Origin of the sequence: Sulfitobacter undariae (assembly GCF_014196805.1) — a bacterium.
Lineage (GTDB): Bacteria > Pseudomonadota > Alphaproteobacteria > Rhodobacterales > Rhodobacteraceae > Sulfitobacter > Sulfitobacter undariae.
The window spans coordinates 210,699-224,146 of sequence record NZ_JACIEI010000003.1; the positions used below are offsets into that span (position 1 = coordinate 210,699).

A 13,448-nucleotide genomic window follows, 5' to 3' on the forward strand; every position below is an offset into this window, starting at 1 on the left:
TGTCGGCGCTCCTTGTATAGGACGCCGACAGGTTTTTTTCACTTAGTTCAAATAGGGGTTCGGATCGACGCTGTCGAAGCCTTTGCGGACCTCGAAGTGTACAAAAGAATCGTCACCGCTGCGCAGTTTGGCGATGCTTTGCCCGCGTGAAACTTTATCGCCTTTGGCGACTGAAACATCCGCAACGTTAGCATAAACCGTCAGCAGGTTGTTCGGGTGACGTACCACAACAATCGGCACGCCATCCGCGCTTTTGGTGATTGCTGCAACAGTGCCACCATCAGCCGCTTTTACCGATGTACCGGGGGCTGCTTTGATGTTGATGCCCTCGTTTTTACCTTTGGAATATTCGCGGATGATTGTGCCGCTTACAGGGCGTACCAATTTGCCCGTCGCGGCGGGTTTTGTGGTTTTACCAACGTCTGCCACCGGTTTCGGAGCAGGCTTTGGCGCAGCTTTTTCGGCCGCTGTCGCGGTGGTTGCTGCAGCGGCAGGTGCGATTTTTTCCGCAGGCAATGGTTTGGCTGCAGACGGCGGCGTTGGCGTGCTGGAACCCGCTCCCGGTAGGGTGGTTGTCGGCACTGCGGTTTGTGCTGGTGCTGCCTTTGGTGGGTTTTGTGAGGCGACAGGGATCAGGAGGAACTGTCCTTCGCGGATAGCAAAATCAGATCCCAAGCCGTTCCATTCGGCCAGATCTTTGGCAGGAACGCCATAAAGGCGCGCCACGGTAAAGGCTGTTTCGCCGCGTTCTACTTTGTGGCGGACAGGCTCTTTACCTGTTTGGCCCGATGCAACAGGGGCCAATGCAGTTGTTTGCACGCCCGGTGTGGCTGGCACACGGTCAAGCGCACCACCTGCGACGGATGAGATGTCTACAGGCTTGATAGGCCCCGTGCTGAAGGCACCGGTTGCGGGCGAAGGTTCCGCCACGCGAGAGGGCAGTGCAATGATTTCGTCTTTGCGCAGGGTGACGCTTGGATCGATGCCGTTGTATTTTGCTAATGTCGCAGTATCCAGACCAACGCGCGCGGCCACAGTGGCCAGTGTATCGCCGCGACGGGCGACTGCGACTTGGTAGTTGGGATAGGAGATCACGCCACGGTTATCGGGCAGGGGGCGTGTGGCAAGCTGCCCTTGGGCTGCATCGGCTGTGGTGAACCCGCCACTGGCACCGCGCAAGTCAAAATCCAGCGGCTTTTGGCACGCTGCAAGTGTGATGCTGGCAACGCCAATCATAAGGGAAAGACGTAGCGAAACGCGCGTGTTCATTAATGTCATAGAAAGAGTCCTTGTCACTGCCGATCCCGTATCCCCGAGAATTAGGTCGCTTATACATATATTATGCGTCTTTGCCCAACCCTTCGAGTAAGGGAACGAAGCGAACAGAGCGCATTTCATCATATTCCAGCCCATCGGCGGTTTTTCGCACACGAATAAGGTGCTGAACTGTGTCGGATTGGCCGACAGGCAACACCATAATGCCCCCGACCTTGAGTTGGGCCAGCAATGGGCCGGGGGGGTCTTCGGCGGCAGCGGTCACAATGATGCGGTCAAACGGGGCCTGTTCGGGTAAACCATAGCTGCCATCGGCGACAATCGCGGTGATGTTGGTCAGGTCCATCGCTTCAAACACGGCGCGGGCTTCGTGAACAAGACGGCGATGCCTGTCGATCGTATAAACGCGGCGGGCCAGTTTGGAGAGGATTGCCGCCTGATAGCCAGACCCCGTTCCGATTTCGAGTACTTTATCACGGGGGCTGATTTCCAAAGCTTGGGTCATCAGGCCCACAACCGAGGGCTGGCTGATCGTCTGACCACAGGCAATGGGCAGTGGCATGTCTTCGTAGGCGCGTTCGGAGAAGATGCCACGAATGAAGGGGCTGCGGTCCACCGCCTCCATGGCGCTCAGGACAATATTATCCGTCACGCCCTTTGAACGCAGCGCATAGAGGAACTGCATCTTGCGTTCTGCATCTGTTGGCCTGTCGTCGGGCAGCTCGTTCATGTGTTGAGGTCCGAAATGCCATCAAAAGCGTCGTGGGCTGTAAGATCGGCACGCATGGGCGTGACAGAAATATAGCCGTCAAGGTTCACTGCGGCATCGGTGCCTTGTGCAGGGGGCGTGTGTTGGTCACCGCCAGCAATCCACAAGAACCTGCGCCCGTTCGGGGAGACATGCGGGATGGTTGAAAAATTCACACCAGGTCTGCGGCCTTGAGGGGCGAGGCGAATGCCTTTGACCTCGGTCGCAGCGATGGGCGGGAAGTTGACGTTCCAGAACAACCCATAGCCATTTGCATCATTTTCTTTTTGCGACAGGATGCGGCGGCAGACGTCTGCGCCATGTTGCGCGGCAGCTTCAAAGGGGTCGTCCAGACCGTTGTTATTGGGGCCAAAGTACTGGGACAGAGCGACAGAAGGAACACCCTGCAAAGCGCCCTCAATTGCGGCGCCGATTGTACCGGAGTAGAGCGTGTTTTCAGATGCGTTATTGCCACGGTTGACGCCTGACAGGATCAGGTCGGGACGGGCGTCTTTCATGGGGTCATATAGGGCGCAGAGTACACAATCAGCCGGACTGCCTTCAATCATATAGCGGCGTGTGCCAAGCTGTGTGATCAGTGTTGGTTTGGTGTAATTGATGCAATGGGCAACGCCTGATTGCTCAAAGGCTGGCGCAACTGTCCAGACCTCGCCATCCGGTCCTGCCAGTGTTTCTGCAATGCCTGCCAGAGCCTTCAGCCCCGGTGCATTAATACCGTCGTCATTTGTGATCAGAATACGCACTTTGCTACTTAACCTCTTGATTTAATTTGTTTTAGCGGCAAAGGTATTGCGTTGATACTCACCTTGATACTCACAATTTTGACGGTTGCATCGGCCTAGCCAGATGGTCCCCCTTTATCGCCGAACTTTTTTTCAACGTAAACCGAAGAAAGCTCTAATGTGGCCCTGTTGGCCTGATTTTATTGGTTTTACGGTGCCCACAAATATTCTGAAACGCATTCTGGTATCTTTCCCTTGCCCAATCCTGCGGTTGCGCTTCATAGTTCGTCAAAACAGGGGGGCATCACGGTGAAAGTAACGACGACTACAAGCTATACTGATATAGACGGAGATTACGGCGGTTCTGTTGATGGGGTCGAAGTAACTTGCGACCGTTGCGGACATTCCGAACAAAGCGCGGGAACCCATGACGGTTCTTTGAAGCGTTGCGCCTACCTTCTTCGGGAAAACTGCCCGCAGAACGAGAACAACTTTTACGTTGTTGAAGAATAGCATTTCGACAGTCAACTTAAAATAAAGGTTGGAAGTGCCCAATTTTGGTAGTTTTCCGCTTGTTTTCATTGGCTTCACTTACCATCTCTTCTCAAGAGTAACGGCGATAAATCACAACAACAATTTGATGGAACCAAAAATGGATATTCGAGCAATCTACGAACTTAAACGACAGGGCTTTTTGATTGGTTACACGCAAAACCCAGAACGGTTTGACGACGCCCTAGCGTTTGCTTACGAAAACCGTCTTGCGCCCGTGTTTCATGAAGTGATTTTGCGCGAAACACATGGTGAAGACCCTTTCAAGGATGCTTACGCCGTTTCCGCTGAATTTATGAACGAAGTTCTGGACTATATTGATGAACGGTGGCGCGACAAAAAATTTGATGAACTAGGGTTCTATGACTTGGAAAGCCATTTCGGAGGTCACCACGCAAAAAGGATAGAGTTGATTCATACGATTGAATACGCTCGGATTACAGGCCGCTTTGACGATGACCTTTACAATGCAGTTGAATCAAACGCACCATCCGAAGCAAATTCGATAGACAGCACTTTTTCAGCGAACGACGTAAATTTCAATTAAAAAAAACCCGGCGCTTCGCAGCAACCGGGGCAGTTAGCTTCCAAGTGGCCCAAGGAAGATCGTTAGAAACAGGCTGCAGCCAAGCCCACAATCAAGCGGTCGGCGTCGGGGTCAATGCCCCGCGCAACAGCCGCTTGGCGCAAGGTCTGCCCGTCGGCGACGCGAACCACATGACAGGCCGGGAAGCCCCGCAACGGGTCGTGTATCGCGGCCCCTGACAGCCATGTGACGTGCTGCGCCCGTTCGTCTAGCTTGGCTTGACCCTCAATCGCTGTGAAGGTCGCTGCGGGCACGTCATGGACTACCAGCAAGGGCAGACAGCCCAAGGCGATAGCCGCAGACAGGTCGGGCGCAGGATCATCAAGGCCGACGGTCACAAGCTGCCCGTAGGCGTCGTGCCGAATGAAGTCGTTCCCCAACGGGGTTCGTTCATCCTGCGAAGACGCGACAAGCCATGCGGTCAATTCTTTCAATTGGGTTTCGGCCAATGTGGGCATGGTTATTCCCCCGCTTCGGGCGCGATCAACGGCGCGTCTACGTCAACCCGGCTGTAAGAAGCCCGGTCGGCAAGGGCCGACGAAAACATTGCTTTCCCAAGCTTGTTCAATCCAGCTTCCATCCGTTCGGCCTGTTTGCCGACTTCAAGCGCGTGGTTCATATGGGCTACGTCGTCGGGTGCGAATACTTCAAGCGCATTGGTTACAAGGTGCATTCGGCGATCATCGCCAACGCCAGAAAGGAAACCCGGCGCGGCGCTAATTGCGCGGGCGGTGTCAAGGTCGCTGCGGCAAAGTTCGCTCAAACGCATGGGCCAATCGGGATCACCTTTGGCGGCTTGTTCGCGGCAAAATTGGCGAACTTCCGAATAGATTGCGCCTTTGGAAACGTCGGGCGAAAGAACGTCAAAAGCGCGGTTCTTTGCGGCTTCGGCTTCGCGGTCGCCATAGCTGCGAATTGATTTGATTGATTGTTCAACTTCTTTCGTCACGTTCTTGAACAACGTCTTCGCAGCTTCGTTCTTCGCGTCGTTTGTTTTCGAAGTGTCATTCGCCAAACGTTCGAGGCGCGAAATTGTTTCTTGAATGGCATACTTGGCGCGGGTCGCGGCGGTGCCCGGCACGGCGTCAATCTCTTCGACGTTCATTGCGAAAAAGTTGACCTTAAACCCGACTTCAAGACGGGCCATGTCCAGAAACTTAACGTGGTCGGGGTTTTTGTTCAAATAACGGTTCATTTTTCTAAGTCCTTTTCAGGGAAATTTCGGTGCCGTCGGCAAGGTGAATGAAGTTTTTCGGCTTCTCGCCCGGTTTCAGGGGCGCGGGGTTGTTCACAATGCCCACATTGGGCGGGGCTTTGGGCTGCGGGGCTTCGTCGGTCGTGTTGGCAAACAGGCGCAACAGTTCGGCTTGCAAAGCGTTTTGTTGATTGCGGGCATATTCGACAAAGGGTTGCCCTGTTGGCGTTTCGGGGCGGCGCAGGTAAAGAACGCCGTCAACTTCTTCGACGTATGTTTTGGGCAACCCGCCGATAACCCCGACGACACGGTTTGCGTCTTTGCGGTGCTTGGCTTCCAAGCGGGTCAGCCGTGTTTTCAATGCGGCGGTCATTGCGTCATGCTTTCTAAGGCTTCGATACGCTCTTGAAGGTCAGTCGCCTCGAAGCTTTTCGCCACAAGCATAAGAATATGCACCAATCGGGAAGCGTCTTCGATTTTCAGCTTTCCATTACGGGCTTCGCGATAAAGCTTGATTTGCTCATTCCGACAGGAAACGACGGATTTAAGGGTTATCCGCTTTTGCGGGGGGGTGGGGGGCACGGGCTTAGGCCATGCGGGGCTAGGGTTGTCCATCGAATTACCATGCTGATTTGAGCGTTTAAGGCGGGGCTTAGGGCCACTTAGGGCGGGCAATTCGAAGCTGGCAAGGGGGGAAGTTTTGATTGAATTGATGTGAACAGCTATGAACAGAAAATAGTTTTTCGCATTATTCTGCAGCCAACTTTTGCTTGCGTAGATCAGCCCGCCGCTTCCTATATGCTTCGTTGCGGGCTAGTTCGCTACCGTCGGTGCCACCCGTGCGTTCGGTGCGACCCCGCCTTGCATTTGCGGCTTTTGCATCCTTTTTCCAAAGGGCGACAAGCGCGGCAACGTCGTCGTCGGTCAAAGCCGCAGGGCAACGGAATGCATTTGCGATACGGTCGTTCATGTCGGCCACACATTGTTGGTCAAACGAAGCTGCGCTTTGCTCATTTGCAAACGATGTTCCCGGTCGTCGTTAAAGACAATAACGGTAGAAACTGCGGAACCCCTTCGGCGTTGTTCACGACGGGCTTGTTCTAAGACGCCGGGTAAGTTTGCGGCGGCAAGTTGAACAAGACCATCTTTGTTCAAGTGGCGAATTTCTTCGTCCGTCGCGCTTTGCATTCTTTCGATATACATTTGCGTAAGCGTTTCGGGGTATCTGCGAAAATACAGGTGCGTAAATTGTGAAAGCTGTTTGCCACAGATTTTCGAATAACGTGCATACCTGCCCATTGAGTAAATGCCGCAATTTCTGGACAGGAATATTTCGGCACCGACTGCGGCTTCGCTTGGCAGATAATACGAAGCGCCGCCTAACAGACTTGCGACTTGCGCCAGATAGTGACGGCACAAATAGTCTTCGGTTTCGGTTGGGTCACAAGTGCCGTCACTTATTAGACGGTCTTCGCTTTTGTTGAGCATTGCGCGAATAACTTCATGCGCTTTTTGATTGAACTCAACTTCGGGGTTTTTCTGTTGCATTTTGGCGTTCCCTTCTGCCCACATTGGGGGCGGTTCTTGCTACTGACTTGAAGTAGACGGGTAGAAACGACGAAGGCCGTCGGTCTACTTTTTAAGTCTTTGTTTTTACTTGGTAATATATAATAAATAGAAAAGTAGAAGAAGTAGATAAGAAGCAAGAAACGAAAGCCGTTCGAATAATATAATATAATGGGTCCATCATATTAACGAAGGTAGAGTTGAACTCTTGTCTACTTTTCTACTCTGATACTTTTGTTTAATATCATATACTTAACTGATATTTTTAGCGTCTACCTTTCTACTCCATGAACACTTCGGGCCGTTCGACGGCATACGCGACGCCAGAAAACGAATGATTTTTTGCCAAAACTGCCCTTGAGATTTCGGACAGTTCGCCACGTTCGACCATAATTCGGATTGTTTGCTTGATTGCGTCCGACGACTTGCCAAACGCGGCGTCTTTGAACGGCTTCAACTTGTAGACCGACCGTTGAATGTAGCCATACGGAACGATTTTGACGGTATGCAGGTTTGAATTTCGTTCACCTGCATAGGACGCGATTTCGGGCCATTGCGCCGTTATGTATCGGGTAATTGCGCGTTTGACTTCGTTAAGCCGTGCAACTTCGCTTTGTGACACGTTGCCAACTTCGCCGTCTTCGAACTTGTTCAACAGCTTTTCAATGCTGCAAGTGATTAACGAAATGGCCCAACGTGCATCGCAGATTTCAATTGTGGGGAAGTATAAATTCCGACCGACGGCAAGAATTGCAGCAACGCGTAAACTGTGAACGTAACCGCGCCCCCAAACAGCCCGCTTATATTCGTCTTCGGCAAGGTCGCGGCCTTCGTCGCATGTGTTGCGGAAGTCGTTTAGTTCGTCTTGGGCACTTTCGGAAATCACTACGTCCAAGACCATCTTTGCATGGTTTAGATTTAGCGATTGGCAACATAAGCTTCCTAAGTCTTCAAGAAGTCGCGCCGACGGTTGAACGCTGGCATGTGCTTTATTGTAGGGTGCAACGCGGTCTTCGCTTTGTAGAATGATGAACCGGGCGAAGAAGCCGTTGCCAGTATTTCGTTCGCTTACGGCTTCGAAGAACGTCGTTGGGTTGCTATCGCCGACAATCGTAACCGCCGGGGAATAAACGTCGTCAATGTTGTTGGCGCTATCGGCGTATGCCGACTTCCGCAGGACGCTTCCTTTGCCGCCCTTTTCCGATAGGTCCAAAAGCATCTTGCGAAGGCTTTGCCGCGCTTCGCTGGCCTTCGGCGATACAATCGGTTCAATCCATTCGCCGAACTCTGGAATAAACATTGCGAAGCAAGGCGGGGTTGCCTTCGACGTGTATCGGGCAAGCGCGGCCTTTGACGATACGTCACCCGGTCCAATGAATGTTGAAGCGTCGGGCACCTTTTGAACGACCGCGTTTAGAAGGATTTCCGGCCCTTTAGTCGCGGCTTCCTTTCCCGAAGACGACGGCGCAAGAAGAACAAAATATTCGTTCAAGCCCGAACCTTCGACGTTCCATGCCCTGCCCACAATTCCAGCGACGAAGCCTAACGCACCGATCAACGCCGCCGACCGCATGGGGCGGGGTGCTTTGGCTTCAATGAACGAAGCGATTTCGCCAACAAGGCCGATTGGTAGTTCGGGAAAGCCGGGGAAGTCTTCGGGGTCTTCCATGTTATAGACGTAACGGTTTTCGACGTGTTGCCATGTGCCGTCGGGCTGCGACGGTTCGTGTTCTTGGGCAATGAATGGGGTTATTAATTTCGCCATGATTTTGGGCCTGTATTTTTATAGTTATCGTTGAAACCCGAATGTCATTTCGAAAGGTTTGCGAGTGCTAGCCGAACTTCGTCAACGTTCCAAAGCGACGCATTCCCAACCTTTTTGGGTGCGGGAAATTTCTTGTTGGCTATCAGGGCATAGAAATAAGTTCTGGAAACAGGCAACACGCCAGTAATTCCAGTTTTCTTATCTCCGATGATTTGGCGAATACGAACGTATCCGTCGGCGGGCAGGGTGGAAATATGGGTGTTCATGGCAGACCTCATTTATAAGCATGAGGTCAAATTGAGTCAGGGCTGTTTTTAAAGCAATAGGCCAAATTTCTTTAAAAACCTTGCATCTTCTAACCCTCTGAAATGCAACGAAAGAAAATCTCTAACTGGTTGATTTCGTTGTATATTTCGGCGCTAAATGCGGTGAAATCGGACGTTTATATCTTCGTCGATTGGTTCGAGATTAAATCGGCGTAATCTTGCATCATCGCCTTACGTTCTTCGAGGTATTGGGCGTGATTATAGGCTTTACGAACTTTGTTCATTTCGACGTGCGCAAGCTGCATTTCTATAACGTCGGAACGGTAGTTTCTTTCATTTAGAATTGTGCTTGCGGTCGAACGGAAGCCATGCGCACTAAAACCTTTGACGTTCATTCTCTTTAACGCCGCGTTCAATGTGCTAATCGACATATGCTTTTGTGCCGATTTGATGTTTGGAAATAGAAACCTTCCGCTTCCAGTGTGGGAATGTAGTTCGCGCAAGAGTTCGACTGACTGCCGCGCTAGTGGAACAAGGTGCGTTCGCCTCATTTTCATTCTATGTTCGGATAAAACCCATTCCGCCGTTTCGAAGTTGATTTCGTCCCATTCCGCCGCAACAAGTTCTTCGGTTCTTGTGAACGTAAGAAGTTTTAGTTTCATGGCAATAACGGTAAGGGGCGAACCGCCATATGATGCCAACGCGGTCAACATGCCCTGAATTTCTTCAATGGACAGGTGTCGGGAACTTTTGGTTTCGGGAAGGGGGATAAGTGGTTTCGCACCTTTCCTGCGACGAAGTCTGTCGGTTGGATTTTGTGTTGCCCGATCTTCCTCAATGGCGAAGTCGAAAATCGCGCTGATAGTTTGGCGAACCGCTACGGCGGTCGTCGGGCTGCGGCTTGCAACTTTTAGAACCGCGTCTTTGACCTGTCTTGTACCAACGTCTTTGATTGGAAACCTTCCCACACTAGGGACAATATCCTTGCGTAAGAACCGTTCGATTTGAGCGGCATAGCGTGGCGACCAATCGGGCGCATTCTTTGCCTTCCAATCTTCGGCAACGGCCTCAAATGTGTTTTCGCCTTCCGCAATCTTCGCCCTGACACTGGCCTTGCGATGCAGCGCGGGGTTGATGCCTTGTGCAATAAGGTCTCGGGCCGCGTCGGTGGCCCTGCGGGCGTCTTGAAGGCTGACAGTAGGGTAAGCCCCTATAGCGAACATGTTGGCTTTGCCTGCCAGCCTGTAGCGCAGCCGCCAAAGCTTCGAACCGTTGGGGCGAATCTCAAGAGTAAGACCGTCGCCCCGGTCAGTCAGTCGATAAGGCTTGTCGGCGGGCGCGGCGTTCTGACACCGAACGTTGGTCAGGGGCTTGTGGGTATCATTCGGGGCCATGTGAGTATCCTATGTTTGATACTCACAAACATACTCACACTACTTGTGAATGCCAAGAGACAGCCAAGAACGGGGATGGACGGTTTAGCCCTATAAAACAGTGTTTATAGGGCTTTAAAGGACGGCTACGAACGAAGGTGAATGCGAATAGTGATTTGTGATCAGAATGCGCATCAAATAGCCCCTTTTCGCCTTGATAGGCGAGCAGGGACAAACGGGCAAGCGACGCGGCGTTTATTTATCGAGTAATCCTAGCAGGCGGGCTGCTTCTGCGTGAATATCATTCAGCGTGGTGCGGTCTTCACCCGGGAAGAAACGGGCGCGTGTTGCTGTTGCCATCGGTTTCGGGGTCAAGATATCCACCTTTGGCCCGATGCGCGATGTCTCGGCTTGCCAGCTTTGCACAATCGCAATCTGCGCAGCCTTGGTTGAGCCATAGCTGCCGTAGAATTTCTGTCCGACAATCGGGTCTTCAAAGAACACGGCGCGGCCTGTGTCGCCCAGTAAAGGGGACACATAGTTGATCAGGGTCGCCGTGGCAGTGATGTTGCCAGCGATGGATTTATCCAGATCTTTTGCGTCGATGTGATCACTGGGGGTCAGCGGTGCAGCATGGATGGCAGTGTGCAACCACATGTCCAGATGCCCCCACCGGTCGTGGATGCCACGGCACAGCGTTTGCATCGCGCCTTGATCGGTGATGTCCATCGGGGCCAGCGTGGCGCTGCCACCGCCTGCTTTGATGCGGTCATCCAGTTCCTCAAGCGCGCCAACAGTGCGGCCCACGGCGATGATGTGATAATCCTGCGCCAGCGCCTCGGCCAATGCTGTACCGAGTCCGCGCGACGCGCCTGTGATCAATGCGATTTTCTGTGTCATGGGGGGGGATATGCGCGGGGGATGCCACGGCGTCAAGAGCCTAGCCGCGTGGCATCTGCATGAGGTGCTGTTTACCCATGCGTACCAACACCAATTTATCCTCGCCAATGGCGCGCACTGTACCGCCAGCAAGGCGGTCACCGATGCCCACTGTTTGGGTCTTGCCCCGTGGCAAGCGCACCAGCGCCTTGGGGTTGGATGCCGTTCCGAACACCCCGATCAGGGCTGTCGAAGGCAGGGGAACTGCTTGCGTGGCGAGTTTTTCGACTTTTGCGGGTGTCGGTGTGCCTGTGTCTTGCGTGGCCATTTCGGGCTCCTTGGATGCTGTTGAAACAGGGAGCTATGCAAAGGGGTGAGCTTGGTGAAGGGGGGCTGTTGAGGCTCGGCGCGCTCTTGCCGCAGCATCGGCGCAATCTGGCCTTTAGTGTTTGCGGTGGTAGGTAAATGTAAGGCGGGCCAGATGATCTATGGCTTGTTCGGGAAGGGGGGCATCCAACCGAAAATGCAATGCACGGTTGTTTTCATATTGAAAATCAGCAGGATAAATTTCCTGCATCGTTGCGCAAAGTGTCGTTTTACAATCCACAAAAAGCGCAAGGGTCTGCGGCGATTTGGCCTCCCACATGAGCCGAACTGTGCTGCCCTGACGGGGCCGCACGGGCCGCCATGCAGGTTGCCCCCATTTGAGGCTTTCTGAGAGCGGGCCGATGTCGGCTTCTTGCGCAGCCCTGAGAATCAAGGTGCGGATATGTGCAAACCGTGCTTGGGCATCGGCAGGCCATTGGGCGAGTGTTGTTGCAAAAGGATCTGTCATGGGAGTGTCATAACACAGGACTGCTGTCAGTTCATGTCAGGAGTCGCAGGGCGATGCTGATTCAGAGATCAGATCGCCCCGAGATTGCTGTCACTCAGCAGCGGACTTCATGACAAAGCCGCTTTCTACTTTATCAGATGGGATCACGGGATATTCACCCGAGAAACAGGCATCACAGTATTGTGGGCAAGAGTTGTTGCGGCCCTTTGCTTCGCCAACAGCGCGGTACAACCCGTCAAGCGAGATGAACTTGAGGCTGTCTACGCCCAGATGTTCGCGCATCTCGTCTTCGGTCATTGTTGCTGCCAGCAGTTTATCGCGGTCAGGGGTATCCACACCGTAGAAACAAGGCCAAGCAGTCGGCGGCGAGGCAATGCGGAAGTGGACCTCTGCGGCACCTGCATCAAGGATCATCTCCTTAATCTTGCGGCTGGTGGTCCCGCGCACAACCGAGTCGTCGACCAGAATGATCCGTTTGCCCTTCACCAGCGCACGGTTCACGTTCAGCTTTAGGCGGACACCCATGTTACGGATGCTCTCTGTTGGCTCGATGAAGGTACGGCCCATGTATTGATTGCGGATGATCCCCATGGCGTAGGGGATGCCGCTTTGCAGGCTGTAACCGATGGCGGCAGGTGTGCCTGAATCGGGCACAGGGCAAACCATATCGGCATCAACGGGGTTTTCTTTGGCCAATTCGCGGCCAATCGCCTCGCGGGTTTCATAGACGGAACGCCCACCAAGGATGCTGTCTGGACGCGAGAAATAGACATGCTCAAAGATGCAGAACTTGGACGGTTGGCGGCGGAAGGGGAAGTGGCTTTGAATGCCACTGGCCGTGATCACCACCATCTCGCCCGGCTCGATCTCACGGATGAATTCAGCACCGACGATGTCCAAGGCACAAGTTTCAGACGAAAGTGCATAGCCATCGCCCAATTTACCCAGAACCAATGGGCGTACTCCCAGCGGGTCACGCACACCAATCAGCTTGGTGCGGGTCATCGCCACAACCGAGAAGGCACCCTCAACGCGGCGCAGCGCGTCTTCCATGCGCTCGGGGATGTTGCGCTGCAAAGAACGCGCCATCAGGTGAATGATACATTCACTGTCCGAGGAAGACTGAAAAATGGAACCGCGCTCGATCAATTCACGGCGCAGAGCATTTGCATTGGTGATATTGCCGTTATGCGCAATTGCCGCGCCGCCCATGGCAAATTCGCCAAAGAAGGGCTGTACGTCGCGGATGGCTGTCTGGCCTTTGGAGCCGGAAGTGGAATAACGCACATGCCCGATGCCGATGGGGCCGGGCAGGGTTTCCATGACTTTCTGGCTGGTAAAGTTATCACGAACATAACCAAAGCGGCGGGCGGATTGGAAACCGACTTCCGCATCATGTGTGACGATTCCGCCTGCTTCTTGTCCGCGGTGTTGCAGCGCGTGCAAGCCGAGAGCAACAAAGTTGGCAGCATCGGTGACGCCGACAACGCCGAAAATGCCGCATTCTTCCTTTAGTTTATCATCATCGCCTGCATCAGTCAGGTAAGATGTATCGAAAGGATGGGCGGGGGGCATTGTCTTGGGCGGGGTGTGGGACAAGGGAGCGCTCCTGAGGCCGTCAAAAGATAGGGGGGTATTACGAAACTCCGCGTGCAGAGTCACGCT

Annotated in this window: 17 protein-coding genes; 1 reads left to right on the plus strand and 16 read right to left on the minus strand. The window is 53.3% G+C overall.

What is annotated here, in order from left to right:
• Window positions 1-42: 42 nt before the first annotated feature.
• The 3 genes from GGR95_RS06820 to surE form a co-directional block, all read right to left on the minus strand.
• Complete coding sequence (locus GGR95_RS06820) at window positions 43-1,278, minus strand: peptidoglycan DD-metalloendopeptidase family protein (protein WP_184564134.1); 1,236 nt, start codon at window positions 1,276-1,278, stop codon at window positions 43-45.
• Between the two features lie 61 nt (window positions 1,279-1,339).
• The gene (locus GGR95_RS06825; RefSeq protein ID WP_184564136.1) at window positions 1,340-2,005 is read right to left on the minus strand and encodes a protein-L-isoaspartate(D-aspartate) O-methyltransferase; all 666 of its coding nucleotides are present in this window, start codon (window positions 2,003-2,005) and stop codon (window positions 1,340-1,342) included.
• Window positions 2,002-2,787 carry a 5'/3'-nucleotidase SurE gene (surE, locus tag GGR95_RS06830; RefSeq protein ID WP_184564138.1) on the minus strand — a complete coding sequence of 262 codons (786 nt, stop codon included), beginning with the start codon at window positions 2,785-2,787 and terminating at the stop codon, window positions 2,002-2,004. Before surE ends, GGR95_RS06825 begins: the two co-directional genes overlap by 4 nt.
• 619 nt (window positions 2,788-3,406) lie before the next feature.
• Here surE and GGR95_RS06835 point away from each other — a divergent pair.
• The gene (locus GGR95_RS06835; protein WP_221384749.1) at window positions 3,407-3,865 is read left to right on the plus strand and encodes a hypothetical protein; all 459 of its coding nucleotides are present in this window, start codon (window positions 3,407-3,409) and stop codon (window positions 3,863-3,865) included.
• Window positions 3,866-3,927: 62 nt separating this feature from the next.
• On the opposite strand, the gene GGR95_RS06840 is transcribed toward GGR95_RS06835, so the two are convergent.
• From GGR95_RS06840 to purF, 13 genes are all read right to left on the minus strand, one after another.
• Window positions 3,928-4,362, minus strand: coding sequence for a hypothetical protein (locus tag GGR95_RS06840; protein ID WP_184564140.1), 435 nt, complete (start codon window positions 4,360-4,362; stop codon window positions 3,928-3,930).
• A gap of 2 nt (window positions 4,363-4,364) precedes the next feature.
• Window positions 4,365-5,099, minus strand: a complete 735-nt coding sequence (locus GGR95_RS06845) for a hypothetical protein (protein WP_184564142.1) — start codon at window positions 5,097-5,099, stop codon at window positions 4,365-4,367.
• Between the two features lie 4 nt (window positions 5,100-5,103).
• Entirely contained in the window at window positions 5,104-5,472 is a 369-nt protein-coding gene (locus GGR95_RS06850; RefSeq protein WP_184564144.1) for a hypothetical protein, read from the minus strand.
• Window positions 5,469-5,681: a hypothetical protein gene (locus tag GGR95_RS06855; protein ID WP_184564146.1), complete on the minus strand. Its 213-nt coding sequence runs from the start codon at window positions 5,679-5,681 to the stop codon at window positions 5,469-5,471. Before GGR95_RS06855 ends, GGR95_RS06850 begins: the two co-directional genes overlap by 4 nt.
• Before the next feature lie 166 nt (window positions 5,682-5,847).
• Entirely contained in the window at window positions 5,848-6,069 is a 222-nt protein-coding gene (locus tag GGR95_RS06860) for a hypothetical protein (protein WP_184564148.1), read from the minus strand.
• A complete protein-coding gene (locus GGR95_RS06865; RefSeq protein ID WP_184564150.1) occupies window positions 6,066-6,647 on the minus strand; it encodes a hypothetical protein in 582 nt (193 codons plus the stop codon). Before GGR95_RS06865 ends, GGR95_RS06860 begins: the two co-directional genes overlap by 4 nt.
• A gap of 298 nt (window positions 6,648-6,945) precedes the next feature.
• A complete protein-coding gene (locus GGR95_RS06870; RefSeq protein ID WP_184564152.1) occupies window positions 6,946-8,430 on the minus strand; it encodes a YfjI family protein in 1,485 nt (494 codons plus the stop codon).
• A 44-nt stretch (window positions 8,431-8,474) separates the two neighbouring features.
• Window positions 8,475-8,696, minus strand: a complete 222-nt coding sequence (locus GGR95_RS06875) for a helix-turn-helix transcriptional regulator (RefSeq protein ID WP_184564154.1) — start codon at window positions 8,694-8,696, stop codon at window positions 8,475-8,477.
• A gap of 176 nt (window positions 8,697-8,872) precedes the next feature.
• A complete protein-coding gene (locus GGR95_RS06880; protein ID WP_184564156.1) occupies window positions 8,873-10,090 on the minus strand; it encodes a tyrosine-type recombinase/integrase in 1,218 nt (405 codons plus the stop codon).
• 234 nt (window positions 10,091-10,324) lie between these two features.
• Window positions 10,325-10,969, minus strand: coding sequence for an SDR family NAD(P)-dependent oxidoreductase (locus GGR95_RS06885; protein WP_184564158.1), 645 nt, complete (start codon window positions 10,967-10,969; stop codon window positions 10,325-10,327).
• 40 nt (window positions 10,970-11,009) lie between these two features.
• On the minus strand, window positions 11,010-11,276 hold the full coding sequence (locus tag GGR95_RS06890; protein WP_184564160.1) for a pilus assembly protein PilZ: 267 nt from the start codon (window positions 11,274-11,276) through the stop codon (window positions 11,010-11,012).
• Between the two features lie 114 nt (window positions 11,277-11,390).
• Window positions 11,391-11,783, minus strand: coding sequence for a DUF1801 domain-containing protein (locus GGR95_RS06895; protein WP_184564162.1), 393 nt, complete (start codon window positions 11,781-11,783; stop codon window positions 11,391-11,393).
• Window positions 11,784-11,873: 90 nt separating this feature from the next.
• Window positions 11,874-13,358 carry an amidophosphoribosyltransferase gene (purF, locus tag GGR95_RS06900; RefSeq protein WP_184564608.1) on the minus strand — a complete coding sequence of 495 codons (1,485 nt, stop codon included), beginning with the start codon at window positions 13,356-13,358 and terminating at the stop codon, window positions 11,874-11,876.
• Window positions 13,359-13,448 lie beyond the last annotated feature (90 nt).

Bases quoted from the DNA above. Each gene is read 5' to 3' on its own strand.
- GGR95_RS06840 (WP_184564140.1), bottom strand. From the start codon at position 4,362: ATGCCCACATTGGCCGAAACCCAATTGAAAGAATTGACCGCATGGCTT.
- GGR95_RS06865 (WP_184564150.1), bottom strand. From the start codon at position 6,647: ATGCAACAGAAAAACCCCGAAGTTGAGTTCAATCAAAAAGCGCATGAA.
- purF (WP_184564608.1), bottom strand. From the start codon at position 13,358: ATGCCCCCCGCCCATCCTTTCGATACATCTTACCTGACTGATGCAGGC.
- GGR95_RS06895 (WP_184564162.1), bottom strand. From the start codon at position 11,783: ATGACAGATCCTTTTGCAACAACACTCGCCCAATGGCCTGCCGATGCC.
- GGR95_RS06870 (WP_184564152.1), bottom strand. From the start codon at position 8,430: ATGGCGAAATTAATAACCCCATTCATTGCCCAAGAACACGAACCGTCG.
- GGR95_RS06820 (WP_184564134.1), bottom strand. From the start codon at position 1,278: ATGACATTAATGAACACGCGCGTTTCGCTACGTCTTTCCCTTATGATT.
- GGR95_RS06880 (WP_184564156.1), bottom strand. From the start codon at position 10,090: ATGGCCCCGAATGATACCCACAAGCCCCTGACCAACGTTCGGTGTCAG.
- GGR95_RS06885 (WP_184564158.1), bottom strand. From the start codon at position 10,969: ATGACACAGAAAATCGCATTGATCACAGGCGCGTCGCGCGGACTCGGT.
- GGR95_RS06860 (WP_184564148.1), bottom strand. From the start codon at position 6,069: ATGAACGACCGTATCGCAAATGCATTCCGTTGCCCTGCGGCTTTGACC.
- GGR95_RS06845 (WP_184564142.1), bottom strand. From the start codon at position 5,099: ATGAACCGTTATTTGAACAAAAACCCCGACCACGTTAAGTTTCTGGAC.
- GGR95_RS06875 (WP_184564154.1), bottom strand. From the start codon at position 8,696: ATGAACACCCATATTTCCACCCTGCCCGCCGACGGATACGTTCGTATT.
- GGR95_RS06850 (WP_184564144.1), bottom strand. From the start codon at position 5,472: ATGACCGCCGCATTGAAAACACGGCTGACCCGCTTGGAAGCCAAGCAC.
- GGR95_RS06825 (WP_184564136.1), bottom strand. From the start codon at position 2,005: ATGAACGAGCTGCCCGACGACAGGCCAACAGATGCAGAACGCAAGATG.
- GGR95_RS06835 (WP_221384749.1), top strand. From the start codon at position 3,407: ATGGAACCAAAAATGGATATTCGAGCAATCTACGAACTTAAACGACAG.
- GGR95_RS06890 (WP_184564160.1), bottom strand. From the start codon at position 11,276: ATGGCCACGCAAGACACAGGCACACCGACACCCGCAAAAGTCGAAAAA.